Annotated in this window: 21 protein-coding genes; 9 read left to right on the top strand and 12 right to left on the bottom strand. The window is 68.7% G+C overall.

Annotated features, from left to right (window positions below; all coding sequences use genetic code 11):
* Positions 1 to 110 precede the first annotated feature (110 nt).
* From ACFWP5_RS22140 to ACFWP5_RS22150, 3 genes are read left to right on the top strand one after another with little or no spacing between them, the layout of a single operon-like run.
* The gene (locus tag ACFWP5_RS22140; RefSeq protein WP_384159029.1) at positions 111 to 1,274 is read left to right on the top strand and encodes a pectinesterase family protein; all 1,164 of its coding nucleotides are present in this window, start codon (positions 111 to 113) and stop codon (positions 1,272 to 1,274) included.
* A 1-nt stretch (position 1,275) separates the two neighbouring features.
* Complete coding sequence (locus ACFWP5_RS22145) at positions 1,276 to 2,304, top strand: pectinesterase family protein (protein ID WP_384159032.1); 1,029 nt, start codon at positions 1,276 to 1,278, stop codon at positions 2,302 to 2,304.
* A 53-nt stretch (positions 2,305 to 2,357) separates the two neighbouring features.
* Positions 2,358 to 3,470 carry a chondroitinase-B domain-containing protein gene (locus tag ACFWP5_RS22150; RefSeq protein WP_384159035.1) on the top strand — a complete coding sequence of 371 codons (1,113 nt, stop codon included), beginning with the start codon at positions 2,358 to 2,360 and terminating at the stop codon, positions 3,468 to 3,470.
* A gap of 51 nt (positions 3,471 to 3,521) precedes the next feature.
* Here ACFWP5_RS22150 and ACFWP5_RS22155 read toward each other — a convergent pair whose 3' ends face one another.
* Genes ACFWP5_RS22155 through ACFWP5_RS22165 form a run of 3 tightly spaced genes read right to left on the bottom strand, consistent with a single transcriptional unit; the run spans position 3,522 to position 8,669 of the window.
* Entirely contained in the window at positions 3,522 to 3,989 is a 468-nt protein-coding gene (locus tag ACFWP5_RS22155) for a hypothetical protein (RefSeq protein ID WP_384159038.1), read from the bottom strand.
* The gene (locus tag ACFWP5_RS22160; protein WP_384159094.1) at positions 3,989 to 8,272 is read right to left on the bottom strand and encodes a DUF6531 domain-containing protein; all 4,284 of its coding nucleotides are present in this window, start codon (positions 8,270 to 8,272) and stop codon (positions 3,989 to 3,991) included. The genes ACFWP5_RS22155 and ACFWP5_RS22160 overlap by 1 nt, the downstream gene beginning before the upstream one ends.
* A gap of 34 nt (positions 8,273 to 8,306) precedes the next feature.
* Positions 8,307 to 8,669: a hypothetical protein gene (locus tag ACFWP5_RS22165; RefSeq protein WP_384159041.1), complete on the bottom strand. Its 363-nt coding sequence runs from the start codon at positions 8,667 to 8,669 to the stop codon at positions 8,307 to 8,309.
* Between the two features lie 200 nt (positions 8,670 to 8,869).
* On the opposite strand from ACFWP5_RS22165, the gene ACFWP5_RS22170 reads away from it, so the two are divergent.
* A complete protein-coding gene (locus ACFWP5_RS22170) occupies positions 8,870 to 9,661 on the top strand; it encodes an HAD family acid phosphatase (RefSeq protein ID WP_384159044.1) in 792 nt (263 codons plus the stop codon).
* Here the strand turns inward: ACFWP5_RS22170 and ACFWP5_RS22175 are convergent.
* Complete coding sequence (locus ACFWP5_RS22175) at positions 9,658 to 11,772, bottom strand: family 43 glycosylhydrolase (protein WP_384159047.1); 2,115 nt, start codon at positions 11,770 to 11,772, stop codon at positions 9,658 to 9,660. The genes ACFWP5_RS22170 and ACFWP5_RS22175 overlap by 4 nt on opposite strands.
* A gap of 224 nt (positions 11,773 to 11,996) precedes the next feature.
* Here ACFWP5_RS22175 and ACFWP5_RS22180 point away from each other — a divergent pair, with 224 nt between their 5' ends.
* Entirely contained in the window at positions 11,997 to 13,151 is a 1,155-nt protein-coding gene (locus ACFWP5_RS22180; RefSeq protein WP_384159050.1) for a right-handed parallel beta-helix repeat-containing protein, read from the top strand.
* Positions 13,152 to 13,291: 140 nt separating this feature from the next.
* Here ACFWP5_RS22180 and ACFWP5_RS22185 read toward each other — a convergent pair whose 3' ends face one another.
* The 4 genes from ACFWP5_RS22185 to ACFWP5_RS22200 all read right to left on the bottom strand — a co-directional run bounded on the left by ACFWP5_RS22185 (position 13,292) and on the right by ACFWP5_RS22200 (position 16,724).
* Positions 13,292 to 13,495 (bottom strand): hypothetical protein, encoded by a 204-nt coding sequence (locus ACFWP5_RS22185; protein WP_384159053.1) that lies wholly within the window; start codon positions 13,493 to 13,495, stop codon positions 13,292 to 13,294.
* A gap of 34 nt (positions 13,496 to 13,529) precedes the next feature.
* On the bottom strand, positions 13,530 to 15,212 hold the full coding sequence (locus ACFWP5_RS22190; RefSeq protein WP_384159055.1) for a rhamnogalacturonan lyase B N-terminal domain-containing protein: 1,683 nt from the start codon (positions 15,210 to 15,212) through the stop codon (positions 13,530 to 13,532).
* A 94-nt stretch (positions 15,213 to 15,306) separates the two neighbouring features.
* Entirely contained in the window at positions 15,307 to 16,161 is an 855-nt protein-coding gene (locus ACFWP5_RS22195) for a hypothetical protein (RefSeq protein WP_384159058.1), read from the bottom strand.
* On the bottom strand, positions 16,158 to 16,724 hold the full coding sequence (locus ACFWP5_RS22200; RefSeq protein WP_384159061.1) for a SigE family RNA polymerase sigma factor: 567 nt from the start codon (positions 16,722 to 16,724) through the stop codon (positions 16,158 to 16,160). Before ACFWP5_RS22200 ends, ACFWP5_RS22195 begins: the two co-directional genes overlap by 4 nt.
* A 264-nt stretch (positions 16,725 to 16,988) precedes the next feature.
* On the opposite strand from ACFWP5_RS22200, the gene ACFWP5_RS22205 reads away from it, so the two are divergent.
* Positions 16,989 to 18,440, top strand: a complete 1,452-nt coding sequence (locus tag ACFWP5_RS22205; RefSeq protein ID WP_384159064.1) for an NCS2 family permease — start codon at positions 16,989 to 16,991, stop codon at positions 18,438 to 18,440.
* Positions 18,441 to 18,543: 103 nt separating this feature from the next.
* On the opposite strand, the gene ACFWP5_RS22210 is transcribed toward ACFWP5_RS22205, so the two are convergent.
* The 3 genes from ACFWP5_RS22210 to ACFWP5_RS22220 all read right to left on the bottom strand — a co-directional run bounded on the left by ACFWP5_RS22210 (position 18,544) and on the right by ACFWP5_RS22220 (position 21,355).
* Positions 18,544 to 20,001 carry a peptidoglycan D,D-transpeptidase FtsI family protein gene (locus ACFWP5_RS22210; protein WP_384159067.1) on the bottom strand — a complete coding sequence of 486 codons (1,458 nt, stop codon included), beginning with the start codon at positions 19,999 to 20,001 and terminating at the stop codon, positions 18,544 to 18,546.
* Between the two features lie 103 nt (positions 20,002 to 20,104).
* Positions 20,105 to 20,578, bottom strand: a complete 474-nt coding sequence (locus ACFWP5_RS22215; RefSeq protein ID WP_384159070.1) for a GNAT family N-acetyltransferase — start codon at positions 20,576 to 20,578, stop codon at positions 20,105 to 20,107.
* A 3-nt stretch (positions 20,579 to 20,581) separates the two neighbouring features.
* A complete protein-coding gene (locus ACFWP5_RS22220) occupies positions 20,582 to 21,355 on the bottom strand; it encodes an IclR family transcriptional regulator (protein ID WP_384159073.1) in 774 nt (257 codons plus the stop codon).
* Between the two features lie 133 nt (positions 21,356 to 21,488).
* Here ACFWP5_RS22220 and ACFWP5_RS22225 point away from each other — a divergent pair, with 133 nt between their 5' ends.
* A complete protein-coding gene (locus ACFWP5_RS22225) occupies positions 21,489 to 23,018 on the top strand; it encodes an aldehyde dehydrogenase (NADP(+)) (protein WP_384159076.1) in 1,530 nt (509 codons plus the stop codon).
* A 138-nt stretch (positions 23,019 to 23,156) separates the two neighbouring features.
* Complete coding sequence (locus ACFWP5_RS22230) at positions 23,157 to 23,765, top strand: DUF1349 domain-containing protein (protein WP_384159079.1); 609 nt, start codon at positions 23,157 to 23,159, stop codon at positions 23,763 to 23,765.
* Here the strand turns inward: ACFWP5_RS22230 and ACFWP5_RS22235 are convergent.
* A complete protein-coding gene (locus ACFWP5_RS22235) occupies positions 23,725 to 25,095 on the bottom strand; it encodes an MFS transporter (protein ID WP_384159082.1) in 1,371 nt (456 codons plus the stop codon). The two genes, ACFWP5_RS22230 and ACFWP5_RS22235, sit on opposite strands and share 41 nt — an antisense overlap.
* A gap of 70 nt (positions 25,096 to 25,165) precedes the next feature.
* Between ACFWP5_RS22235 and ACFWP5_RS22240 the strand changes: the two genes are divergently transcribed.
* Entirely contained in the window at positions 25,166 to 26,170 is a 1,005-nt protein-coding gene (locus ACFWP5_RS22240; RefSeq protein ID WP_384159085.1) for a GlxA family transcriptional regulator, read from the top strand.
* Positions 26,171 to 26,386: the final 216 nt, after the last annotated feature.

Below are 26,386 nucleotides of genomic sequence, written 5' to 3' on the forward strand. Positions count from 1 at the left end.
GCCGTGCCCACCGGGCCGGTTCACCGTGACCGGCCCGGCCACCCCCCACCCCCCACACCTCAAGGACGTACCGCCAGCCACATCGCACCGCACCGCGAAGGAGCACCCGCATGCCCTCGCACCACCCTCTCCAACTCTCCCTGTCCAGACGGGGATTCCTCATGGCGAGCGCCGGCGCGGGCGCCGCGATCGGCCTCACCGCCGTCCCCGCTCTCGCCGTCGGCGGGCCGCGCCCGTTCGGCCGGTACGGTTCGCCGGCCGCGCGCCTCACCCCGCTCACCCTGTACGTCGACCCGCGCGGCCGGGGTGACTTCACCGCCGTCCAGGCCGCGGTCACCGCCGCGACCGCCCCCGGGTACACCCTGGTCATCGCGCCCGGCGTCTACCGGGAGACGGTCACCGCCGGAGTCACCGACCCGGCGACCGGCCAACTCACCGAGGCTGCCTCGGAGATGACCTGGATCGGCGCGAGCGAGAACCCGCAGGACGTCGTCATCGTCTACGACAACGCCAACGGGACGCAGAAACCCGACGGTTCGGGTACCTACGGCACCTCCGGCTCGGCCACCACGCTCATCCGCACCGACGGTTTCACGGCCCGCCGGATCACCTTCGCCAACGACTGGCTGCGCGCCGACCACCCCGAGATCACCGGTACGCAGGCGGTCGCGATCAAGGTGCAGGGCGACCGTTCGGCGTTCTTCGACTGCCACTTCCTCGGCCACCAGGACACCCTGTACGCCGACTCCTTGGCGCTCGGTGTCTTCGCCCGCCAGTACTACGCGCGCTGCTACGTCGAGGGAGACGTCGACTTCGTCTTCGGGCGGGCCACAGCCGTCTACGACCGCTGCCACTTCCGCACCCTGAACCGCACCGACCTGGCGACAGCGCCGTACGGCTTCGTCTTCGCGCCCTCCACGGCGGTCGCGAACCCGCGCGGATACCTGGTGACGCACAGCCGCGTGAGCAGCCAAGCCCCGGACGCCTACTACAAGTTGGCCCGGCCCTGGGTGCCCGGTTCGGACACCACCGCCCATCCGATGCTCACCGTGCGGGACACGGTGCTGGGCGCGGGGATCGACGCGGTCGCGCCGTACACCAACATGTCTGACACCTATCCCTGGCAGAGCCAGCGGTTCGCGGAGTACCGGAACACGGGCCCGGGTGCCGTGATCAGCATCCCGGAGAACCGGCCCCAACTCGCCGCCGATCAGGCCGAGTCGGCGACCCGGGAGGCGTATCTGGGCGACTGGACGCCGGGGCGGAGGCGCTGAGATGGCCCTGCGCAGACGCGCCCTCCTGACGGGGATCGCCGGTGGTCTGGTGGCCGCCGGTGCCGCGCCCGCCGTAGCGCTCGACCGGCGGCATGTCCTGCATGTCCGGCCCGGAGACTCGGTGCAGGCGGCCGTGGACGCGGTGGAGGGCGGCGGCTGGACGATCGTCGTACACCCGGGGACATACCGGGAGGTCGTCAACGTACCTGCGGGGCTTGGTGAGTTGACCTTGCGCGGTGCCACCCGCGATCCGCGTGACGTCGTCATCGTCTACGACAACGCCAACGGGACGCAGCGGCCGGACGGTTCGGGGACGTACGGTACGGCGGGCTCCGCGACCTTCACGTCGGCGGCGCCCGGGCTGACCGTACGGGACCTGACCCTCGCCAACGGCTGGCTGCGCGCGGACCACCCGGAGATCACGGGGACGCAGGCGGTGGCCGCGTATGTGACGGGCGACCGTTCGCGGTTCGCGCACGTCCGGCTGTTGGCCCACCAGGACACGCTGTTCGTGGACACCTCGGCGCTGGAGGCATTCGACCGGCAGTACTTCTCCCACTGCTACATCGAGGGGGACGTGGACTTCGTCTTCGGGCGGGCCACGGCCGTCTTCGCGGACTGCCACTTCCACACCCTCCAACGGGACGTGGCCTTCACCCCCAAGGGCATGGTCTTCGCCCCGTCCACCGCCCGTGCCAATCCGCACGGCATCCTCGCGGTCCGTTCGCGGATCACCTCCGGCGCCGAGGACGCCGCGTACAAGCTGGCCCGGCCGTGGGTCCCGTCGTACGAGACGACGGCCTGGCCGTCCCTCGTCGTGCGGGACACCCGGATCGGGCCCGGCATCGACCCGGTCGCGCCCTACACGAACATGCGTGACGCCTATCCCTGGCAGTCGATGCGTTTCCACGAGTACCGCAACACGGGACCGGGTTCCGTGATCACCGTCGCGGAAAACCGTCCCCAACTCACTTTCGCCGAGGCCAAGTTGCACACCCCTGCGACGTACCTCGGTGACTGGCGTCCCTGAAATCCCCCATCCGCAACGGAACAAACAGAGAACGACGAAAGGACCGCACTCCTATGTCTCGTCGTACCGCTCTCACCCTCGGCACAGTCCTGGCGTTCGGCGCCGGGCTGGCCGTCCTCCCCACCCAGGCGCAGGCCGCCACGGTCGTCGTCGACACGACGGCCGAACTGACCAGCGCGATCTCAAGTGCCACCGCCGGCACGGTCATTCAGGTGCGCGGCGGCACGTACTACCCGACGGCGACCCTCCAGTCCACGACGAACGGCACGTCGTCGTCACCGGTCACGCTCACCGCGTACGGCTCGGAGACGGTCAAGATCGACGGTTCGTCACTGCCGTCGGGATCCTGGATCTTCAAGCTGACGGCCGACTACTGGAACGTCTCCAACCTCACCTTCCAGAACTCCCCGGACAGCGCGGTCGTCTGCCAGTCCTGCACCGGCACCAACTGGAGCAACGACAAGACCATCAACGGCGGCGACTCCGGCTTCACGCTCACCGGCGACGGCACCGTCAACAACACGGTCAAGAACCTTGACTCGTACGGCAATTACGACGCCGCGACGCACGGCGAGAACGCGGACGGGGTCGCCATCAAGTTCGGCTCCGGCAGCGGGAACCTCGTCACCGGGGCGCGGCTGTACAACAACGCGGACGACGGGATCGACTTCTGGTCCTTCTCCACGCCCGTCACCGTCGAGCACACCTGGTCCTTCGGCAACGGCGTCAACCGGTGGTCCGACTCGGCGTTCGCGGGTGACGGCAACGGGTTCAAGCTGGGCGGTGACGGCGAGGTCGTCGCGCACGTCATCAACAACTCGGCCGCCTGGGGCAACGCGGGGAACGGGTTCACCGAGAACTCCAACACCGGTGCCCTCGTCATCAACCGCACCACCGCGTACGCCAACAGCAAGTGGGGCTACTACTTCGCCACCAGCTCCGCCAAACTCGGCAAGAACCTCGCCGTGAGCAACGGCGGCGGCTCGGTCACTAAGGGTTCCGCGGTCACCTCGTCCGGCAACAACTGGGACTCCGGCATCTCCACCCCGTCCTTCATCTCCACGGACGCGTCGACGACGTACAACGCCCGCTCGTCGAGCGGCACGCTCCCGTCCACGACGTTCCTGACGACGGGGAGCACGACGATCGGCGCGACGATGAACTGACCTGTGCTGGGGGCCCGGTCGAGGTGTCACACAGGGGCGGCCGGGCCCACGTCAGCGTTGCCACCGAATCAGAGCAGGCATGGCGGCGTGGTCGTTTCCCTCCATGGTGACGACGACTTCTCGGCCTGTCGAGTTCCCCAGCCATTTCACGAAATCGCGAACAGGCGCAAATGTCTCCTGGTCCACGACGTCGGCCGGATCGAAGGTGAACTCGATTTCCTCGATGTCGAAGAAGTAGCACGTGAACCACATACCGCCGATTTCGATCGCCAGACTCACCGATTCCTCGGGGTCCTCGTCGAGTCGCGACCACACCGCGGAGGCCTCGGGAATACCGGTATCCGTCGCGTCGGCGAGCGTCCAGGTGAAGACATGCCGGCCCGGCACCGTCCGCAACCCGCTGAACATGTGCTGCCAGTCGTCGAGTACGGCGTCGAGTACACATACGTCGCGCAAAGCTCCGTCGGCGACGAAGTCCTCCGGCCGGTACATCGGTTCGCCCTGGTGTTGCCCCGCCATTACAGGAACCCTTCGAAGGTGAGCTGACCTCCACGCCAGCTCCATCGCGCACCCCAGCCGCCAGGGACTCTGAAATCCCTGGTGATGCCACCGTATTGAGTCTGGGCCGACGTGTTGACTTTCTCCACCACATTCGGATCGGTGAGGATGTCCTCGATCATCTCGTTGGCGATCTCGGTCCGTTCGCTATTGGTGACCTTGCCGAAATTGTACAGGTCGACATGTGCCTGGCCTCGTTTGGCCAGGTTTCCCGGGCTTGGGTCGCCGTGTTTCTGCAGTGCCCTGCCCGCCGGGGAGAGTTGGCCCTTCTTGATGGTGGTGGCGCTTGAATACAGGTCGTCCGTACCGTAATTGCAGGGTGAGAGACCGAGTGGGTCGACCCAGGTGAGCGGAGCGTGCACGTAACTGTGGTGATTGCTCGCCGGCTCCAGCCCCAGCGGGTCGGGGCTGATGTACCGGGCGGTCTCGGGGTCGTAGTAGCGGTGCAGGTTGTAGTGCAGCCCCGTCTCGGGGTCGGCGTACTGCCCCGGAAACCGCAGTGGGCAGTCGACTGCGGCGCTGTCGTCCCCAGGAGTCGGGAGGCCCGTGCCCCACAGGGTGGTGCGGTGCTGCCAGACCAACTCCCCGGTCGCGGACACCAGTTCCATGGGCGTGCCGACGGCGTCCGTGACCACGGCGTGGAAACGGGCCGTGTGCGCGGGATGCGTCTCCTCCGCCAGCCGTGCGAGGAACGACGCGTTGGCGACGGGGGCCGACGGCTCGTGGAGGGTCTGGGCCACCGGGCGCGGAGTCCCCGGTTCGTAGTCCCAGGTGGTGACCAGGCCGTCCGGGCCCCGCTGTTCGGCCAGACAGGTGCCGTCCCACGAGAACTCGGTACGTTCGCTCTCCGAACCGTCGTCCGCCACGCGGTACTTGGAGATACGGCGGCCGAGCGGGTCGTAGGCGTACAGCCAGCGGCTGCCGTCCGGGGTGACCACCTCGGTCAGACGACCCTCGGTGTTCCACTCGTAGGTCCACGTACGGTTCTGGCCGCTGAGAAGCCTGTGAGTCCTGCGCACGAGGCGGCCCTGCGCGTCGTGCTCGTACGTGGTGCGGCCCGCCGAGCGGATGAGGGTGCCGTCGAAGTCGTGCGGGTCAGGGGTTTGGTGGCCGGGGGCGGTCGCGCTCACCACGTTGCCCGCCGTGTCGTAGGCGTAGGTCTCGGTCCAGCCGTGGGCGCGCACCCTCGTGACCCGGCCCATGGCGTCGAGGTCGAAGCGGCGTGTGCCGGAGGTGAGTTCGCGGATCTCGGTGATGTACCCGTCGGCACGGTGGGTGTAGGTGCGATGCTGCAACAGGCGTTCCGGGCCGGCCGCTTGCGACGTGGAGGTGAGGGACTGTCCGGTGAGCAGTCCCTTCGGACTCCAGCTCTGCGTCAGCGTCACCTCCGTACCGATCCGGCGTTCGGTCTCGCGTCCCGCCGCGTCGTGGGAGAAGTCCAGCGCACCAGCGGACGATTCCAGGCCGAGCGGACGGCCCGCCGCGTCATAGGTCCAGTCCGACGCCAGGCCAGACGGTGTCACGCGCCTGCTGCGACGCCCGAGGGCGTCGAAGGCGTTCGTGGTGCGGTGCCCGTTCACCGTCTCCGACAGCACCCGACCCACCGCGTCGCGCTCAAGTACGACCTCGGCATCGGAGTTGGCCGCGCGGCACAGCCTGCCGTCCGGGCTGTACGCGTACGTCGTGACCACGCCCGAGTCGGCGTGCTGCGCGGCCACGCGCCCCACCGTGTCGCGGGTGAAACGCAGCGTCTCCCCGGCCCCGTTCGTACGGCAGGTCAGCCGTCCCGCGCCGTCGTGCGCGTACGTCAGCGTGCGTCCGTTGAAGTCCGTCTCAGCGGTCAGCCGCCCGGCCTCGTCGTACGTGTACGACCACGTCCGTCCCTGCGGATTGGTGACGCCCGTCAGCCGCAGCTCGGTGTCGTACGAGAACGCGTATCGCGCGCCGTCCGGGTCGATCCGTGCGGCGGGCACGTCGAAGTGGGTCGGGGAGTGCTGCGTGGTGTTGCCCGCGGCGTCGGTCTGGACGAGCAGGTTGCCCTCCCCGTCCCACGTCCACGACTCCCTTGCCCCGTCGGGCAGTTCGCGCCAGGACGGCCTGCCCTCCGGGGTCCAGCCCATTCGGGTGGTGTGGCCCAGCGGGTCGGTCACCGCGGTGACCCGGCCGAAGGAATCCCGGCGGATCGACGTCGTGTGACCCAGCTCGTCCGTCAGGGCGACGGGCAGCCCGCCCGTGTCGTACGCCACCGTACGGGTGTGACCGAGGGCGTTCGTGATCTCCGTGGGGTGGCCCGACGCGTCGTACGCGTAGCGGGTCTCCGCGCCGGTCGGATCGGTCGTCGTGAGCAGGTTGCCCCGCTCGTCGTACGTGTGCCGCCACACCACCCCGCCCGGCTCCACCACCTCCGTCGGGAGGCCGAGCGCGTTGTACTCGGCCCGCGCCGACGAGCCGTCGGGCAGGGTGAGTTCGGTGAGGTTGCCCGCGTCGTCGTAGCCGTAGCGGGTCGTCCGGCCCAGCGGGTCCGTGACCGTGAGGGGTTGGCAGCCGTGCTCGTCCCACCGTGTCCGCGTGACGTTGCCCAGCGGGTCGGTCTCCTCCTCGACCAGGCCCTCCGCGTTGTGGCGGTGCGTGGAGACACGGCCCTGCGAGTCGGTGTACGTCGTCGTGCGCGCCGTGTCGTCGTAGGCCAGCGTGCCGGACAGGATGCCGTCCACACCCTCGGTGCGGACGACCCGGCCGCGGTCGTCGTAGACGTAGCAGAACCAAGTGCCGTTCCGGTCGGTCCACTTGGTGACCCGGCCCTGGTCGTCGTACGCGAACCGCAGTGGTTCCCCACTGGAGTTGACGACCTCCGTCAGATTGCCGGCGCCGTCGTAGCCGTAGCGCATGACGACCGTGCCCTCGCCCACCGGGCCCTCGGGGCCGTAGCGCGAGGGGGGTTCGTCGAGCAGGCGCAGGGCGGTGATGCGAGGGCCGATCGTGTCGACGGCGAGGTAGTGGCCACCGGAGTGGCGGAGGCCGAACGGCACGCCCTCGTCGTCGCGTTCGACGTCGATGCGGGCGCCGTTGCGGTCGCTCCAGGAGTCCAGCGCCAGGTGGAAGACGCCGAAGGTCGGGGACGGGACGGGGGCGCCGAACGTGCGGACCACACCGGTCGCCGGGTCGCTGACCGTCATCGCGCTGTCCGGCTTGCCGTCCCACTCCAGGGGCCAGCGCACACCCTTCACCGGCATCGTCGGCACGCCCGGCTCCGGCACCGGGTAGACCAGGCGCATGCCGTCGGCCGCCGCGAACACCACGCCCTCGCCGTCGATCTGGAGACACTCGTCCAGGGTGGATATCCAGGTCGGGCCGAAGCAGACGCCGCCGCGGTAGGAGGAGAGGTGTGTGCGGGTGAACTCCAGGGGGAGCGCGCCCGGCAGTGCCAGGTCCGTCGCGGTCATCAGCATCGCGCCGGTCGCCACGTCGATCGGCTCGCCGACACAGGGCGTGCGCTCGGAGTTGCGGGCCGCCGGGCCCAGCTCCACCAGGTTCGGGCGGAGCGAGGCCGGACGCAGGAACACCGGTGTCGTGTCGCTGAACGCGCCCTCGATGCCCGCCTTGACGACCCCGCCGCCCGCGCCCAGCGCGCCGCCGAAGATCATGCCGTCCTTGGCTGCCTGGTTGACCTCGTCGAGGCTGAAGCCCTGCTGGAGTCCGGTCGCGATCTTCAGGGGCTGGGCCACGGCCAGGTCGACCGTCACCGACTCGATCCCGCCGAAGGCCGCGGCCACCAGCGTGCCCCCGGCGATCTCGGCGATCGTCGTGGAGACGGCGACGCCCAGACCGGCACCGAACTCGATGACCAGATCGGCCGCCGCCACGGCCGCGCCGGAGGCCAGGCCCGCGGTGAAGAACGCCAGCGCCACCCCGCCCGCGATCACGGCCGCGTCGATACCGATCTGCGTCCAGAGCTTGTTGATGGCGTCGTCGATCGCGTCGGCGAACTTCTCGAGCGCCGTGGCCATTTCACGCCCGGAGTCGGCGAGGTCCTTCAGCCAGCCGCTGTCCTTGCCCTTGGAGTTCTGCGCGTAGCGGCCCCAGAACTTGTCGAATGCCTCGATCGATTCACCGGTGTTGTTGTGGATGATCGACGACGCGCTCTGCTGCACCGGACCGCGCAGATCGTCCACGGCGCCCGCGAACGTACGCCAGGCCGTCGCCGCCGACCGCAGCTTCCCGGAGTCGGCCTCCGGCCACCACATGCCCAGATGGAGCAGGATCTTCCGGGCCTCGTCCTCAACGCTCACCGGCACCGTCCGACTTCGTGACCTTCACTTCGGTGAACATCCCGGCGATCAACTCGTCGTTGTCGACATGACCGTCCGCCATGTCGGCCATCGCCTCGTGAATGCTCGTCAGACCGAGCACCAGCGTGCCCGCCGCGCCCTCGATCTTCTTCTGCAACGGCTTGTAGGAGTCGCCGAACTCCTTGCCCTGCTTGTCGTTTCCCCAGGGCTCGCCCAGCCCGTCGAGGGACTTCACGAGCGCGGTCAGCGCCTTGCCCAGATCAACTGCCGCCGTCTGGAAGTCCGGTGCCGCCCGTTTGATATCGGCGGTCTTGATGTCGAGGACCTTGGCCGGGTCCTTGCCGTCACCCATCGCGCGTTCCCCCGTTCGCAGTCGCGTGCACGACCCTAGGAGAAGCCGACCAAGGGAAGGTCAAGTGCGCCCCATGCGCGGGTAATTCCCCGCCCTGTGGATTACGTATCGATCGGATAAAGGTCCTCGCGTCCGAGGTGTGATGCGCGTAGACAGTCCCTGACCTGGTGCATCACTCATCAACCAGATCCGGAGATCCCATGCGGAAGTCCCTTAGAGCGGCCGCCCTCGGCGCCGCCTGTGTCGTCGCCGGTGCCGCCCTGTACGGCACCGGTGTCGCCACCGCCGGTCAGTCCACGGCGAACTCGACGCACGAGCCGTACAACATCGGCCTGTTGTCGAAGGACATCGACACCTACTACGGCACCGCGCTCGACAGCGGCGGTGTGTACCAGGCCTCGGCGACCAGCCCGTACGCCAAGGACCTGGCGCGCATCGACGCGTCGGCCAAGAAGTACATCGACGAGGCCGTCCGCAAGCACCACAAGGGCGTCAAGCCCGCGGTCGTCTTCGACATCGACGACACGCTGCTGCTCAGCCTCGACTACGAGAAGAAGAACAACTACGGCTACAGCTCGGCCACTTGGGCCGCGTACGTCGCCCAGGCCAACCGCCCGGAGGTCTTCGGCACCCCCGAGCTGGTCAAGTACGCCGCGTCCAAGGGCGTGACGGTCTTCTACAACTCGGGTCTGAAGGAGTCGCAGCGCACCTACGCGGTCGACAACCTGACGAAGGTCGGCGCCGACGTCAACCTCGACGCCGACCACATGTTCCTGAAGGACGCGGACAACCCGCCGTCCTACCTGAGCAGTTGCGCCACCCCGGGCACCTGGACCTGCACCACCGTGCAGTACAAGTCCGGTACCCGGAAGCACATCGAGGACCTCGGGTACAACATCATCGCCAACTTCGGCGACCAGTACTCGGACCTGGACGGGGGCTACGCCGACAAGACGTACAAGATCCCCAACCCGACCTACTTCGTCAGCTAGTTCGTACGGGTGGTCCGTACGGGGCTGATCGACCCGAGGGTGGGCACCACCGGCCGGATCGCCCCGTCCGCCGCGAACCGCAGGCGGTCGATGGTGGTCTCCCGGTGCGTGCCGTCCCCACCAGGCTTTCCCGGCCCGTTCAGGGCGAACCGGTGATAGACGATGTACCAGTCGTCGGTCCCCGGAACGTTCACCACGGAGTGGTGGCCGGTGCCCAGGATGCCGTACTCGGGGTTCTTGGACAGGATCGTGCCCCGTTCGGTCCACGGACCGAGCGGGGACGGTCCCGTCGCGTAGGCCACGTGGTAGTTCTCGCTGCGGGTGTCGTCCTCGGACCACATGAAGTAGTACGTCCCCTGCCGCTTCACCACGAAGGACCCTTCACGGAAGTCGCCCGCCGTGATGTCCTTCACCTTCGTCGCGTCGTACGACGTCATGTCGTCGTTCAACGGCACCACGTACGCGTGCCCGTTGCCCCAGTAGAGATACGACTGCCCGTCGTCGTCCGTGAAGACGGCCGGGTCGATCATCTGGCCCGCCAACTTTCCTTTCCCTACGAGGGGTTGGCCCAGCGCGTCCTTGAAGGGGCCCGCGGGCGAGTCCGCCACCGCGACCCCGATCCGCTGCTCGGCGCAGAAGTAGAAGTAGTACGTCCCGTCGCGCTCCGCGACCGCCGGCGCCCACGCGTTCTTGTCGGCCCAGGAGACGTCGGGCCCCAGGTCGAGGATCACTCCGTGGTCCCGCCAGTGGACCAAGTCCTTTGAGGAGTACGCCTTGAAGCTGGTCCCACCCCAGTCCGCGTAGCCGTCGCTCGTCGGGTAGATCCAGTACTGGCCGTCCAGACAGTGCACGTCCGGGTCGGCGGTCAGCCCCGGCAGCACAGGACTTCGCGTCGGCACCGCCTCCACCGTCCAGGTACGGCTCGTCCCGTCCACCGCCGTGACCGTGTACGACTGCGGCTCGCGGAAGTCGCGTGGCGTATCGGAGGGCGGGCTGACCTTCGCGCCCGATCCGATGGAGAGGGTCGGCGCCAAGTGCCGCAGATCCGCGCCCGGTTGCATCGGCAGCACGACCTTCGACGCGGCCTCCGTGACGATCGCGTACCCCTCCTGCCCGTGCGCCGTCGCGTCCACGACCGACGTCGGCGTGACCGGATACGCGGCCAGCAATCGGTCGTACTCGGCCTGCGTCACCGGAAGTACCGTGCCGTGCCGCGGACTTGCCGGGAGTTGGTAGTCCGTGGACGGGGTCCACCTGCCGGAGTCGAGGTCGGTGGTCTCGAAGGGGACGTAGCCGCGCAGCCCGTACTCGTCGACGAACAGGTACCACTTCTCCTCGGTGTTGGACCTGAACACCGTCGGCCCCTCACCCCGCTCGATCGCACCGCTGCCGATGCACTCGGACACGAAGGCGTACGACGTGGAGGTCAGCGAGGTCGACTTCTCGCCGGTGATGAACTTCGAGCAGGGGGAGTTGGAGGACGGGGCGCGTTCGTCCTTGGTGTAGCGGTAGTAAGTGCCCTTGTCCTTCAGGACAGTTGAGTCGATCACCGAGTGGCCCGGGTCGTCCCAGACCTTCGGCGCGCTGAAGGCGCGGAAGTCCTCGGTGGTCGCGTACATCATTCGGTTGTACGTCGAGCCGGTGTGGCCGGGGTCGTCGTCGGCGTACAGCTTCGACGCCCAGAAGACGACGTATGCACCGAGCGAGTCGTCCCAATGGGCCTCCGGGGCCCAGGTGTTGCCCGCGTTCTCCGGGGCCACCTTCACCAACCGCCGGCCGGTCCAGTGCACCAGGTCGGTCGACTCCCAGACCATCACCGACTTGCTGCCGTGCCGCTGGACGTCGTCCCAACTCCCGCTGCTGTTCCGGTACATCCGCAGATCGGTGGCTATCAGGTAGAACCTGTCGCCGCTCGGGGACCGGATCACGAACGGATCGCGCAGCCCCTTCTCCCCGATCGTCGAGGTCAGCACGGGCTGCCCGGCGTTCAACTCCCGCCAGTGCAGAGGGTCGTTGCCTCGGCTGAGGGCGTAGCGGATCTGCTCGCCGTCGGCGGTGCCCTCGCCGGTGAAGTAGGCGAAGAGGTAGCCGGCGTACTGGGGGTGGGTCACGGGCGGTGCTCCTGAGTGCGCGGGGACGGGCCTTCGGAGTGTCACCAGCGCGGTACAGCACGTCAATCGGCGCGCTTGGGACCGGACGGTTCGAAAGTTTCGCTTCTTTTCCCGAGGTTCACGGCAACCCATTCCGGCCGCGGTGGCGACCAGTGACCAGAAACGGGCCGGGGCGGCCCCTCCGGCCCGTTTCGTCCTCGCCATCCAGGAAAGGAACCAACGCCGTGCGTACGAGCACCGGACGCCACCGCAGGACCCGCACCCTCTCGATCGCCGCCGCGGTGGCCGTCGCCTCGGGGGCGGGCGGCGTCTACCTCGGCCTCAACAGCGGCGGCGCGCAAGCCGCTTCGTCGGCGGTCACCGTGTCCACCACCGGCCAGCTGGAGTCGGCCGTCGCCAACGCCACGGCGGGGACGGTCATCCAGGTCAGGGCAGGCACCTACACCCCGGCCGCGACCCTCAAGTCCACGGCGGACGGCACCAGTTCGGCCCGCATCACGCTGGAGGCGTACGGCACGGAGAAGGTGAAGATCGACGGCTCCAAGTTGCCCGCGGGGCAGTGGCTGGCCGGTATCTACGGCGACTACTGGACGGTCCAGAACCTCACCTTCCAGGACTCCCCGGCGCAGGGCTTCGTAGCCACCTCCTCGGTCGGCGGCATCTTCAAGAACCTGGTGACGGCGAACAACGGCGACTCCGGCTTTACCCTGCGCGGCGACGGCACCACGAACAACCTCGTGCAGAACCTCGACAGTTACGGCAACTACGACGCCGCCGGGCACGGCCAGAACGCCGACGGCATCGCCATCAAGTTCGGCTCCGGCACCGGCAACAAGGTCACCGGTGCCCGCCTCTACAACAACTCGGACGACGGCCTCGACCTGTGGCAGTTCTCCTCGCCGGTCACCATCGAGCACTCCTGGGCCTTCGGCAACGGCAAGAACCGCTGGAACGACTCCGCGTTCGAGGGCAACGGCAACGGCTTCAAGCTGGGCGGCGGAGGCGTCTCGGTCGCGCACGTCGTCAACGACAACGCGGCCTGGGACAACGCCCTCAACGGCTTCACCGAGAACTCCAACACCGGCGCGATCGTCCTCAACCGCAACACCGCCTACTCCAACACCGAGGCCGGCTTCTTCTTCGCCTCCAGCAAGTCCCGCCTCGCCCGCAACCTCGCCGTCGGCAACAAGGGGGGCTCGGACACGCTGGGTTCGTCCGCGGTCTCCGCCGCGAACAACTGGGACGGCGGCGTCACTATCCCGTCCTTCAAGTCGACGGACGCGACGACGGCGTACGGCGCCCGTTCGTCGAGCGGGACGCTGCCGTCGACGACGTTTCTTACGACGGGGTCTACGACCATCGGCGCGACGATGGACTGACGTGCCTCACCGCGGACTCCGCTTTTCACGGGACGACGCGCAGAGCTGACGCGCGAAGAGGCCCCGGTGGCTGCGAGTCGACCGGGGCCTCCTCTCCCTGTGGTGGCTTCTGCCTCGTGAGGGTGGGTCTCTGGGACGAGTCACCAACCCAGTTCCCGATGCTGCTTGTTCCGCTCCTCGCGGGTGAGGGTGACTTCCAGCTTCTCGTCGCTGGGAGCCGTCCAAGTGGCTGCCCACATGTGGACGGGGCCCAGCACGTACGTTCCGTCGCCCGTCACGTCGGTGACGATGCCGTCCTTGCCCGCGTCGTGCCACCACGGCACAACGCCCCCGCCGGTCGTCACCGGCAGGGGCGTTGCTCTGCTGACCGAGGGGGGCTCAGGTCAGCAGGTCTATGCAGTCGAACGACGTGCCCGGGCTGAGAAAGCCCGAGCCCGTCGAACCACTGACGGCATTGATCTTCAGGACGTTGTACTGCGTCGCGTCCGAACTCCACGCACTGGAAGGGACGTTGAAAACGAACGTGTGGTTGTTTCCGCGGTACGAACCCGTGGTGAGATCGCGCGTCGAGGGCTGTGCGGGAGGGGTGGGGATCGTCGAAACCCAGTCGTTCACGGTCACTTGGGGACGGGCGTTGATGTAGGCCGTCGTCACCCCGACCCGCAGCGTGTGCGCGGCGGCGGCCTGTGCCGCGTTCAGCTTGAAGTAGATGAGGACACCGTTGTTGACGTCCTTCCAGATGTACGCCGGGAAGGACGCGGCCTCGCTCCCGCTGCCGATCGTGACGTTGCCGGTCCACTTCGCCGCGCGGGTGTCGGAGGGGTGCGCGTACGTCATCAGGTCGGCGTTCTTGAACTCCCCTGGTGTGCCGTCCCAGTTGCCGAGTCGCCATACGGACGCCGCGTCGGACGGGTCACCCGTGATGCTCAGGGTGTGCAGGGACGTCGTACCGCCCGCCGTCACCGCCACGGACCCGGTGTGCACGGCGAGTTCACCCTTGAAGACGGTCAGGGTGTACGTCCCCGGCAGCATCCCCTTGCAGGAGAACGCGCCGGTGCCGGCCGCGGTCTTCGCCCAGTACTGCGCGTCGGTGTTCGAAAAGGCCACCGTGTAGGGGTAGTTGGCGTCCATGCCCTTCAGGCCGACGCCCGCCACCTTCCCCCGCCCCGCCTTGCCGACCCAGCCTGTGATGCCCAGCGAGTCCACCCAGGAGGTGTCGAGGTTCGCCGCGGAGAGCGAGGACGAGGGCGTACCGCCATCCGTGAACGTCACCACGAACGGGCCCTGCAGACCGAAGCGTTCGGGCTCCGTCTGGGCCTCGTTGTAGTGCAGGATCTCGTACAGCCCGGCCCCGCCCTCGTTCGAGTGGCGCAGCAGTGAGCGGTAGAAGGGGCCGCCGGAGGCCTTCTCGTGGTTGGAGCGGACCAGGTACAGGCCGACCGAGCCGGTGGTGAAGCCGACGTGGTCGTAGTCGATGGTCCGCTTGCCCGAGTAGTGCTTGGAGCGGGTCGTACCGTCCGGGTGCTTCCAGACGTCACCGGCCTCGATGATCGTGTCGGTGGTCGAATCCCACGCGTCCGAACCGGAGTTGGGGAACAGCCCCGGCTTCACGCGCACGATGTACCGGGTCGCGGTGAAGGAGGCGTCAGCCTTGTCCGTCCACAGGTAGACGTTGTTCTCGCTGCTGCGGGCCGCGTACCACTGGGTGATCGCGCCGTGCGCGACCTTCACCAGGATCGTCGACCCCGACTGCTTGATGGTGACCGTGGACGCGCCGAGCCCGGACTCGACGTGCGAGTGCATGCCGCCGTAGCCCTCGTACTCCTTGCCCTTGTAGGCCAGGGACGTGATGTCACCGGTCGACTTGGAGACCTTGAGGACGAGTGAACCGCCCGTGGTGATCACGTAGTTGGAGCCGTCGTCGGTGTATCCGAACGCGGCGGCGGAGGCGGACGAGAGGAGACCGGTGCCGCCCGCGACGGCCGCGCCGGTGGCGGCGGCACCGATCGCGGAGGCCCCGAGCACCCGCCTGCGGGTGAGGTGCTTCTTGTGCGTGCTCAAGCGACTTGCTCCGTGTGACTCCGTGCGAGAGGAACCTTGCGCCTCTTGGTCGTCACCGGTGGAGAAAGGGTTGCCGCCCGCTTGAGATTTCTGCCTACGACTTCCGCGCCGCGAAGTCGCCCTTCACGGCGAGCTGTTGGCCGGCCGCCGTGCCCGCCGCCGAGTAGCTGTCGTCCTTGGCGTCCCGTCCGCCGTGCTCATGGTCGTACTGCCCGGCGAAGACCCAGTCCCCGACCGCGACCGTACGGCCCTCCTTGAGCACCCATGTGTAGACCAGGAAGCCGTCCTGTTCTGTCACCGTCTGCGTGAAGTCCTGCTCGGGCAGCGAGCGCCAGGCGCCCGATGAGGTGACCCCGCCGGTCTGCTTGACCTTCAACTGGACGGTGAGTGCGGTGAGTTGCTTGGTCGTCTTCAGGGTGACGTCGCTCTGCGCCCAGAAGTCGTTGCTGCCCGGGTCGATCGAACCGTCCGACCAGAGTGGGCCGTCCTGGGTACCGGAGGCGGGCGGCAGCACGGGCGTGGAGGGCGAGGCGGTCGCGGACTCGGTCGGGGAGGCGCTCGCCTTGGGGGAGCTGTGCGTGGTGCCGGAGCCCGAACTCGGCTTCGGGGCAACGGGTTTGACCGGGGTACGGCTCGTCGCGTCCGGGGACGGAGTGGGCGTCGGCGTCGGTGAGACGGACACCGTCTGCTCGGCGGGGGTGTTGTTCTTCACCGCGGACGCCACCGCGTAGCCGCCGATCGCGAGAACGCTCGCCACCGCGGCTGTGGCGCTGACGACCCGTACCCAGCCGAACACGGGTGGCCGGGTGGCCCGGTGGTCGGGGCGGGACTGCGCGGCCATGCCGCGTTCGAGCCGCGCCAGGATGCGAGAACGATCGGGTTCGTGCCCATCGGCCGCCTCGTGCAGCTGGGTGATCAGCTCGTCGTCGTGCACGTCCTGGTGCCTCATCGGGTCCTCCCTCCGGTCTCGCCGCCGCGTGCCAGCGCCGCGTGCATCCGCAGCGGAGGGCTCTGCGGGCCGAGCAGACGTTGCAGCTCGGCCATGCCCTTCGACGTCTGGCTCTTAACCGTACCGACGGACACACCGAGGGCGAGCGCGGTGTCCTTCTCCGACAGGTCGAACGCGTGCCGCAGCACCACACAGGCCCGCTTGCGGAACGGCAGCCTGCGCAGGGCCTCTTGGACGTCGACCACGCCGGCCACGTCCGGGTTCTCGGTCTTCTCCTCGCGCTGCGACCAGAACAGGGCGACGCGCCGCCGCTCGCGCACCGCGCTGCGGATCCGGGTGCGGGCCAGATTGGCGACGACGCCGCGGGCGTAGGCCGCGGGATGGTCGGCGGCGCGCACCCGGTCCCAGCGGTGCCAGAGCGCGAGCAGCGCGTCGGCCGCGAGATCGTCGGCGGCGTCCGCCTCACCGGTCAACAGGTGGGCGAGCCTGGACAGTTCGGCGTAGTGGCGTTCGAAGAAGGCCTGGAACTCCTCGGAGGCGGCGTCGTCGACGACTGTGCCCACGGCGGACCTCTCCTCGCTACGGTTTTGTGTGTGTCATGTAGATGACACGTGTTTTTTCGGGGATGACCCCGCGAGATCCGGAAGCGTAGCAGTGGTCAACTGGCCGCTCTGGTACGGACCTTCGAACGGCGTCTGGCGGGTCGACCACGTACGGGCAGGCCGACCTCGATTCCGTAACACGGGGAAAACCTGAAACAGGTTCAACGCGGGAACAATCCAGCCAGCATCCGCGCACCGATCATTGAAGCCACGAGGAGTACCCGCATGTCCGAGTCACAGAAGGTGGCCGACCGGCCAAGTGCCGAACCGCCGGCGGCGAACGGTGTCGACCGGTTCTTCAAGATCTCCGAACGGGGATCCACCTTCGGCCGTGAGATACGCGGCGGCTTCGCCACGTTCTTCACGATGGCCTACATCCTCGTCCTGAACCCGATCATCCTGGGCAGCGCCAAGGACAAGTTCGGGCACACGCTCGACACCGGCCAACTGGTCACCGCCACCGCCCTGGTGGCCTGTGTGATGACGGTCATCATGGGCGTCGGCGGCAACCTGCCGCTCGCCATCGCCGCGGGTCTCGGCCTCAACGCGGTCGTCGCCTTCCAGCTGGCGCCCCTGATGAGCTGGCCCGACGCGATGGGTCTCGTCGTCATCGAGGGTGTCCTGATCTGCGTGCTGGTCCTCACCGGGCTGCGCGAGGCGATCATGAACGCGATCCCGCAACAGCTCAAGCAGGCCATCGGCGTCGGCATCGGCCTGTTCATCGCGTTCATCGGCTTCGTCGACGCCGGCTTCGTCAGTCGTATACCGGACGCCGCGCAGACCACGGTCCCCGTGCAGCTCGGTGACGTCGGTCATCTCACCGGCTGGCCCGTCCTCGTCTTCTGTCTCGGTGTCCTGCTGACCATCGCGCTGTTCGCCCGCAAGGTGAAGGGCGCGATCCTGATCAGCATCGTCACGATGACCGTCCTCGCGATCATCATCAACTCCGCTGCGGACATCAAGAGTTGGGGTCTGATGACCCCCAAGGTGCCGGACAAGATCGTGGCCGCGCCCGACTTCGGACTCATCGGTCACTTCAGTCTGTTCGGCGCCTTCGGCGAGACCAGCGCGATCACCGTCATCCTGCTGATCTTCACGCTGATCCTGTCGGACTTCTTCGACGCGATGGGCACGATCGTGGGTATCAGCGCGGAGGCCGGTCTCCTGGACGACGACGGACAGGTGCCGAACATCGGTCGCGTCCTGTTCATCGACGGTGCGGCCGCCGTCGCCGGCGGGCTCGGGTCCGCGTCCTCCAACACCGCGTACATCGAGTCGGCTTCCGGTGTCGGTGAGGGGTCGCGTACCGGGTTCTCGAACCTCATCACCGGTGGGCTGTTCGGGCTCGCGCTGTTCCTCACCCCGCTGCTCACGATCGTTCCGCTGCAGGCCGCCGCGCCCGCGCTGATCGCGGTCGGGTTCCTGATGATGACCCACGTCAAGCACATCGACTGGGACAAGTACGAGATCGCGATACCGGCGTTCCTGACCATCGCCGCGATGCCGTTCACGTACTCGATCACCGATGGCATTGGCGCCGGGTTCATCTCTTACGTCGTGATCAAGGCGGTGCTCGGTAAGGCGAAGGAGGTCAACTGGTTGTTGTGGGGGGTGTCCGCGCTGTTCCTCGTGTACTTCGCGATTGACCCCGTTGAGCAGATTCTCGGTGTGAAGTAGCGGCGCTGCGCGATCGGTTGCGGTCCGCCGCGGCTGGTCGCGCCCACGCGGCGGAGCCGCAAATAGATACAGCCCCGCGCCGCTAAAAGCCAAAAGCAGGGCGTTACTGCAACGCTGCTTTCATCATCGCCTTGGCCACCGGAGCCGCCAGGCCGTTGCCGCTGATCTCCGACCTCGCCGCGTCCGACTGCTCCACGACCACCGCTACGGCTATTTCCTTGCCCGTCGAGTCGGACTTGCCGTAGGACGTGAACCAGGCGTACGGCGACTGGTCGTTGTTCTCGCCGTGCTGGGCCGTACCCGTCTTGCCGCCCACGGTGACGCCCGGGATCTGGGCGTTCGTGCCGGTGCCGTCCGTGATGACCGTCTGCATCGCCGACTGGAGTTGCTGGGCGGTGCGGGAGCCGACGATCTCCTTCGTCGTCGTGCTGTCGTCGTAGTTGTGGACCACGTCTCCGCCGCTGTCGGTGGTCTCCGACACCATGTGCGGGGACACCAACTTGCCGCCGTTGGCTATGGCTGCCGACACCATGGCCATCTGGAGCGGGGTGGCGGTCACGTCGTACTGGCCGATGCCGGTCAGGGCCGTGGACGACTTGTTCATGTTGGACGGGTACACGCTCGGGTACGCCCGCACCGGAATGTCCAGCTTGTCGTCGTTGAAGCCGAACTTCTCGGCCATCGCCTTGACCTTGTCCTGGCCCAGGTCGACGGCCATCTTCGCGAACACGGTGTTGCACGAGTACTGGAGCGCGACCCGGATCGATGCGTTCGTGCAGGGCGCGGTCGAACTCTCGTTCTTCAGCGGGGTGACCGTGCCCGGCAGGGTGTACGGCGAAGGGCTGACCGTCTTCGCGTCGACCGAGGAGTACAGCCCGTCCTCAAGGGCGGCGGCTGCCACGACCAGCTTGAACGTCGACCCCGGCGGCAGCGGCTGGCGCAGCGCGCGGTTGGTCAGCGGCTTGTCGGAGTCCGCGGTGAGCTGCTTCCAGGCCGACCCGGCGGTGTCGGCGTCGGTCAGCTTCGAGGGGTCGTACGACGGCGTCGAGACGACGGCGAGGATCTTGCCGGTCGTCGGATCGATCGCGACGGCGGCACCCTTCTTGTCGCCGAGCGCGTCGTACGCCGCCTTCTGTACATCCGGGTCGATCGTCGTGACCACGTTGCCCGGGGCGGCCCGCTCGCCGGTGACCGTGTCCATAGCGGTCTTCAGACTGCTGTCGGTGCCGTCGAGGAGATTGGCGTAGATCCCCTCCAACTGCGTCGGCGCGTAGCTCTGCGAGGCGTAGCCCGTCACCGCCGCGTAGAGCTTGCCGTCCGTGTACGTGCGTTTGTACGCGAGGTCGCTGCTGCTCTCCGTCCGCGCCGAGCCGGTGATCGCGTTCCCGGCCACGATGATGTTCCCGAGCGGGTCCGCGTACGTCTCGATCGCGTTCCGCCGGTTGTCCTTGTCGTCCGCGAGCGCCGTGCCGTCGTAGAACTGCACCCAGGTCGCCCTCACCAGGAGGGCGAGCACCAGGAGCAGCGCGAAGACGGAGGCGCGCCTGATCGTCTTGTTCATCCCGCTCTGAAGACGACCGGACGGGAACGAATCGTTCCCTGACATCGCTCTTTCTCATCGAGCGCTCATGAAATCAGCGGCCGTTCGTGAAATCGGCGGTCCGCTACGACCCCAGCGTCAGCACCAGCTCGTCGATCTCCTCGCCCCGCGCGTTCGCGAACCCCCGGTCGTGCCCGGTGACGCGGAACCCGCACTTCTCCAGCACGCGCCGCGAGCCCGCGTTGTCCGCCGCCACGCGCGCGTACAGAGGGCGTTCGGGCTCCTCGGCGAGCAGGTCGCGCAGCGCGGCCGTCGCGATGCCCTTGCCCCAGTAGGCGCGGTCGATCCAGTACGTCACCTCGCGCTCGCCCGGCTCGCCGTAGACCGCGGCGTTGCCCACGACGTCGCCGTCGGCGAGGACCGTGCGGTTCAGAACGCCGGACAAGGCGCGGATGCGCTTCCAGTGGGCGTCGAAGGCGTCCCGGTCGGCCGGATCCTTGTGGGTGAAGGCGGCCATCCGGAGGGACTCGGGGTCGTTCGTGTGCCGGAAGAACACCGGCAGATCGCTGTCGTGGACGGGGCGGAGCGCGACATCCATGAGTCAGAGCCTCCGGGTGGCGAGGGCGAGTCGATCGCGGGCGTCGAACAAGGCGTCCTTGACCATCTGCTCGTGCGCGGGGGTGAGCCGGGCCACCGGCACCGAGCAGCTGATCGCGTCCCGCGCGGGGGTGCGGTAGGGGATCGCGACGCCGAAGCAGCGCAGGCCCAGGGTGTTCTCCTCGCGGTCCACGGCGAAGCCCTGTTCGCGGACCTGGTGGAGTTCCTCGATGAGCTTCTCGCGGTCGGTGATCGTGTGCTCGGTGAGCGCGGGCAGCGTCTCCGGGAGCATCTTGCGGACCTGCTCGTCGGAGTAGGTGCTCAGCAGCGCCTTGCCCAGCGAGGTCGAGTGCGCCGGGAGCCGGCGGCCGACGCGGGTGAAGGGCCGTAGATAGTGCTGCGACTGGCGGGTGGCCAGGTAGACCACGTTCGTGCCGTCGAGGCGCGCCAGGTGGATGGTCTCCGTGGTGTCGTCGGAGAGCCGGTCCAGCGTGGGGCGGGCCGCCGCCACGACCTCGTCGCCGTCGATGTAGGAGGTGCCCACCAGCAGCGCCCGTACGCCGATGCCGTACCGCGTGCCCGTCGCGTCCGTCTCCACCCAGCCCAGCTCCACCAGCGTGCGCAACAGCATGTAGAGGCTGGACTTGGGATATCCGACGGCCTCCTGGACCGCCGCGAGGGAGTGCATACCGGGCCGGCCGGCGAAGTATTCGAGCAGCTCCACCGTCCGCACCGCGGACTTGACCTGTGCCCCGCCGCCTGTCTCGCCTGCCGACATCGCCCTTGACCCCTTCGTTCGACGGGAAATAGTCTCCGAGAGCATATTCATCATCAGAGACAGCGTTCAGCATATCGAACGACCCTGGTGAATGACCCAGAACTGCGGCATTACATGTGTGGAGGGACCCGCGGTGGCAGCAGCACCAGTCTGGAGTGTCGACCCCCGAACCGGGAAGCAGCGTGAACAGGTTGCGGTGGAGGCCACAGCCCAGGAGGTGGACACCGCCGTCCGCGCCGCGCACGCCGCGCGCGGTTCGCTCGCCGACCGTACGGTCCGCGCGGCCTTCCTGCGCGGCGCCGCCGACCAGCTCGAAGCGGCCAAGAACCAGTTGGTCGAGGTCGCCGACGCGGAGACCGCGCTCGGCCCGGTCCGGCTGAACGGCGAACTCGCGCGCACCTGCTACCAGTTGAGGGCCTTCGCGGACATCGTCGACGAGGGCGCGTTCCTCGACGTCGTCATCAACCACCCCGACGACACGGCCACCCCGCCGATCCCGGACCTGCGCCGCTACAAGGTGCCGCTGGGCGTCGTCGCCGTCTACTCGGCCTCCAACTTCCCCTTCGCCTTCTCGGTCCCCGGCGGCGACACCGCGAGCGCGCTGGCCGCCGGCTGCCCGGTCGTCGTCAAGGCCCACCCCGACCATCCCGGCCTGTCCGAACTGGTCGCGAAGGTGCTGCGCCGGGCCGCCGCCGAGCAGGGCATCCCGGACGGCGTCCTCGGCCTGGTCCACGGCTTCGAGGCGGGCGTCGAGCTGGTCAAGCACCCGCTGGTCTCGGCGGCCGGTTTCACCGGTTCCGTACGAGGCGGTCGTGCCCTCTTCGACGCGGCGGCGGCACGTCCGGTCCCGATCCCCTTCCACGGCGAACTGGGCTCCCTCAACCCCGTCGTGATCACTGAGGCCGCGGCGGCCGAGCGGGCCGAGGCGATCGGTACGGGACTCGCGGGTTCGATGACGCTGGGCGTCGGCCAGTTCTGTGTGAAGCCGGGCCTTGTGCTGGTGCCGTCCGGCTCCGCGGGGGATGGCCTGGTCAAGTCCCTCACCGATGCCGTCAGCGACACGGACTCCGGGGTGCTGCTGGACCACCGGATGCGGGACAACTTCCTTGCCGGTGTCACCGAGCGGGCCGGGTTGCCCGAGGTGGAGTCCCCGGTGACGCCGGGCGCGGGCAGCGAGCACACGGTGAGCCCCGGGTTCCTGACGGTGCCGGCGGAGAAGCTCGCGTCGGAGGGGTCGTACGACCTGCTCCTTGAGGAGTGCTTCGGTCCGGTCACTGTGGTGGCGCGCTACGACGATGACGCGCAGGCGCATGCCGTGCTGTCGCGGTTGCCGGGGAACCTGACGGCGACGGTTCATCTGTCGGCGGAGGAAGCGGCCGGGGAGGGGCGTGGGGCGGAGATCCTGGCGGAGCTCACGCCGTTGGCCGGGCGGGTGTTGGTGAACGCGTGGCCTACCGGAGTTGCGGTTGCGGCGGCTCAGCATCACGGGGGGCCTTACCCGGCTACGACTTCTACGTCGACTTCTGTTGGCGGTACGGCTATTGAGCGGTGGCTGCGGCCTGTTGCTTACCAGAACACGCCTGAAGCGTTGCTGCCGTTGGAGCTTCGGGACGACAACCCCCTTGGGGTGCCTCGGCGTTATGACGGGCGTTTGGAGCGGTAGCGCCGTTGGGGGTGCGGTTTCGCTGCGTGTGCCGGTCCGTTGTGGCTGGTCGCGCCCACGCGGCGGAGCCGCAATTCGACACAGCCCCGCGCCCCTAAGAGACCAAAGGCGATCCCCTGGGCCTGCGATAGTGAGTGGATGGACTTGGAACTCTCCCAACTGCCCTTTCCCCTCCGTACTTACGGGCCTGACGGGCATTGGTCCTACGAGGACGGTGTGCTCAGTGGGTGGGCCGGGCCCCGGCAGGATCGGTTCGTGCCGCCCACCGGGGAGGGGTTGGACCCCGCCTCCGACGCGCCCCGTCTTCTCGGGGCACCTCACGGCGACTTCCAACTCATCGCTCGCGTCACCGTCGGGTTCGCGGGGTCCTTTGACGCCGGGGTGCTCTATGTCCATGTCGGGGAGCGGGCCTGGGCCAAGCTGTGCCTGGAGTACTCGCCGGACGTGCCGACCGTCTGCACGGTGGTCACCCGGGGGCATTCGGACGACGCCAACTCCTTCACCGTGGACGGTAGTTCGGTGTGGCTGCGGGTCAGTCGTACCGGACGTGCCTTCGCCTTCCACGCGTCCCGTGACGGGGAGCGCTGGATCTTCATCCGGCTCTTCACCCTCGGCGACGAGAAGGAGACGGATGCGGCGCTGGTCGGGTTCATGACGCAGTCGCCGATGGGGGAGGGGTGTGTCGTGACGTACGACCACCTTGAGTTCAGGCCGAGTTGGCCGAACGACCTGAGAGACGGAAGCTGAGAAAGGCCGTCACCGCGAAGAGGGCCGCGCTGATCGCGACGCTCTCCCGCAGGCCCGCCGTGAACCCGTCGGAGACCAGCGCCCCGAACACGGCGATCCCCAGCCCACCCGCCACCTGACGCGCGGAGTTGAGCACACCGGCCGCCAGTCCCGCCCGCTCCGCGGCCACCGCGTCCATCATCACGGCGGTCAACGGCGGGACCGTCAGGGCGCAGCCGAGGGCCATCGGTACGAGGAGCACGGCCACCAGGAGCGTGGGTGTGCTCGCGTCGACGTACAGCAGGACGAGTGCGCCCAGCGCGGCCAGGACCTGCCCCACGAACATCGGCAGCCGGGCTCCGTACCGGGCCGCCAGTTTGCCCGCCACGATGTTCGTCACCGGGATCAGACCGGTCATCGGCAGGAACATCAGCCCGGCGTACAACGCCGAACGGCCCTGCACCTGTTGGAAGAAGAGCGCGAAGAGGAAGGTCAGGCCGAAGAAGGCGACACTGCACGCCGCACCCGCCGCGACCGCCACCGACACCGTACGACTGCGGAACAGGCCGAGCGGCACCACCGGGTGCGACTGGCGCAGCTCGACCCGGACGAAGGCCGCGCCCGCGAGGATCGCGACCAGCAGAGCCACAACTCCCGTCCCCCCGCCCTCGATCGCCGCGAACGTCACCGCCGTGAGAGCGATCACCGCCGTCACCTGGCCCGGCAGGTCCAGTGGCGCGGGCCGGCGTTCCGAGCGCGGTGCCCGGACCAACAGCACCAGCGCCACCGCGCCCAGCGGCAGGTTGACGAAGAAGATGCCCCGCCAGTCCCAGACCGTGGTCAGCACGCCGCCGGCGACCGGCCCGAGGGCGACCGGCACGGCGCCGCCCGCCGCCCAAGTCGCCACCGCCCGCGCCCTCTTGGCCGGTTCGGCGTAGGCCTGTCGTACGAGGGACAGCGAGGCCGGGAGGACGACGGCCGCCGCGACGCCCTGGAGCACGCGCGCGCCGATCAGCGCGGGCAGGTTCGGGGCCAGGCCGCAGGCCGCCGAGGCGAGGGTGAAGACCGCGATGCCGATCGCGTACGCGCGGCTCGCCCCGACCCGGTCCGCGAAGGCGCCGGTGGACAGCATCAGCGCGGCGAAGGACAGCGTGTACGCGTCGACCACCCACTGCAGTCCCGACATCCCGCCACCGAGCGCGGTCCCGATCGACGGCAGCGCCACGTTCACCACGGACGCGTCGAGGGTGATGAGCGCGAAGCCGAGGAGGGCGGCGGTGAGGGTGAGCGCGGGGGAGAGCGGGGGCAAATCGCCGGTGCGGGGCGTGAGTTGGGTGGCGGGCGTTGTCATGTCCCCATGGTGCGGATTCGTGAACGCGTACAGTAGTGGCCGGAATGCCATACGTCCGGAGGTTCTGGCCATGACCCAGCGCGGCTGCCCCAGCCGTCCCCGTCGGGTCGCCGTCGTCGCGGCGACGCCCGTCTCGATGTTCAACCTGGCCATCCCGGAGCTGCTGTTCGAGCGGGTCGAGATCGACGGGGAGCCGGGCTACGAGACGGTCATCTGCGCCCCGGAACCGGGCCCCGTCCCCACCACGGGCGGCCTCGACCTGCACGTACGGCAGGGCCTCGACGTCGTGCGGAACGCGGACATGGTCCTCGTCGTCGGCACGGGCCACCGGTACGAACCCGACCCGCGCACGGTGGCCGCCCTCCGCGAGGCCGCCGCCGCGGGCAAGCGCATCGCCTCCATCTGCAGCGGCGCGTTCGCCCTGGCCGAGGCCGGACTCCTGGACGGCCGCCGGGCCACCACCTACTGGAACCAGGCCGAGGAACTGCGCAGGCGCTATCCGGAGGTCGACCTCACCGGCGACGTCCTCTACGTCCAGGACGGCCAGTTCCTGACCGCCTCCGGATACGCCGCCGGCATCGACCTCTGCCTGCACATCATCCGCACCGACTACGGCGCCGCCGTCGCCAACGAGGTCGCCCGCCTCGCCCTCGTCGCACCCGTACGGCCGGGCGGGCAGACCCAGTTCACGCAGACCCCGCTGCCGCCCGAGCGCGGTACCGCCTGCGCCGACACCCGCGGCTGGGCCATGCGCAACCTCGACAAGCCGCTCACCCTCACCGACCTGGCCCGGCACGCGGGCGTGAGCGTGCGCACGCTCACCCGCCGCTTCCACGCGGAGAGCGGCGTAAGCCCCCTGCAGTGGCTGCTCCACCAGCGCATCGAGCGCGCCAAGGAACTCCTGGAGACCACCGCCCTCCCCATGGACCAGGTGGCCCGCGCCTGCGGCCTGGGCACGGCGGACTCCCTGCGCGGCCACCTGACCCGCCGCACCGGCCTGACACCGAGTTCCTACCGGGCTCAGTTCAGCCGCCTGGGAACCGGAGCGGCCGAGGTCACGTCATCGGTTGCGTGATCAGCAGCGGCCTCGTCGGAGCGGAGGGGCATCGCCGTAGACACGCGTCCGCAGCGGGATGACACGCCCCTGAGGTCTGAGGCCACCGCAAGGTGGACGTGCCCGCAGTCGCGTACGGCGGCAAGGGGACGTGCCGGGGGGGGTCCGCCCGCAGCGGTTGGCGCGTCAAAACGGGCGCGTTGGTGAGCGACCGATTGCGCGCCGATACGAGGACGG

This window comes from Streptomyces sp. NPDC058469 (genome assembly GCF_042721125.1).
Taxonomy (GTDB): Bacteria; Actinomycetota; Actinomycetes; order Streptomycetales; family Streptomycetaceae; genus Streptomyces.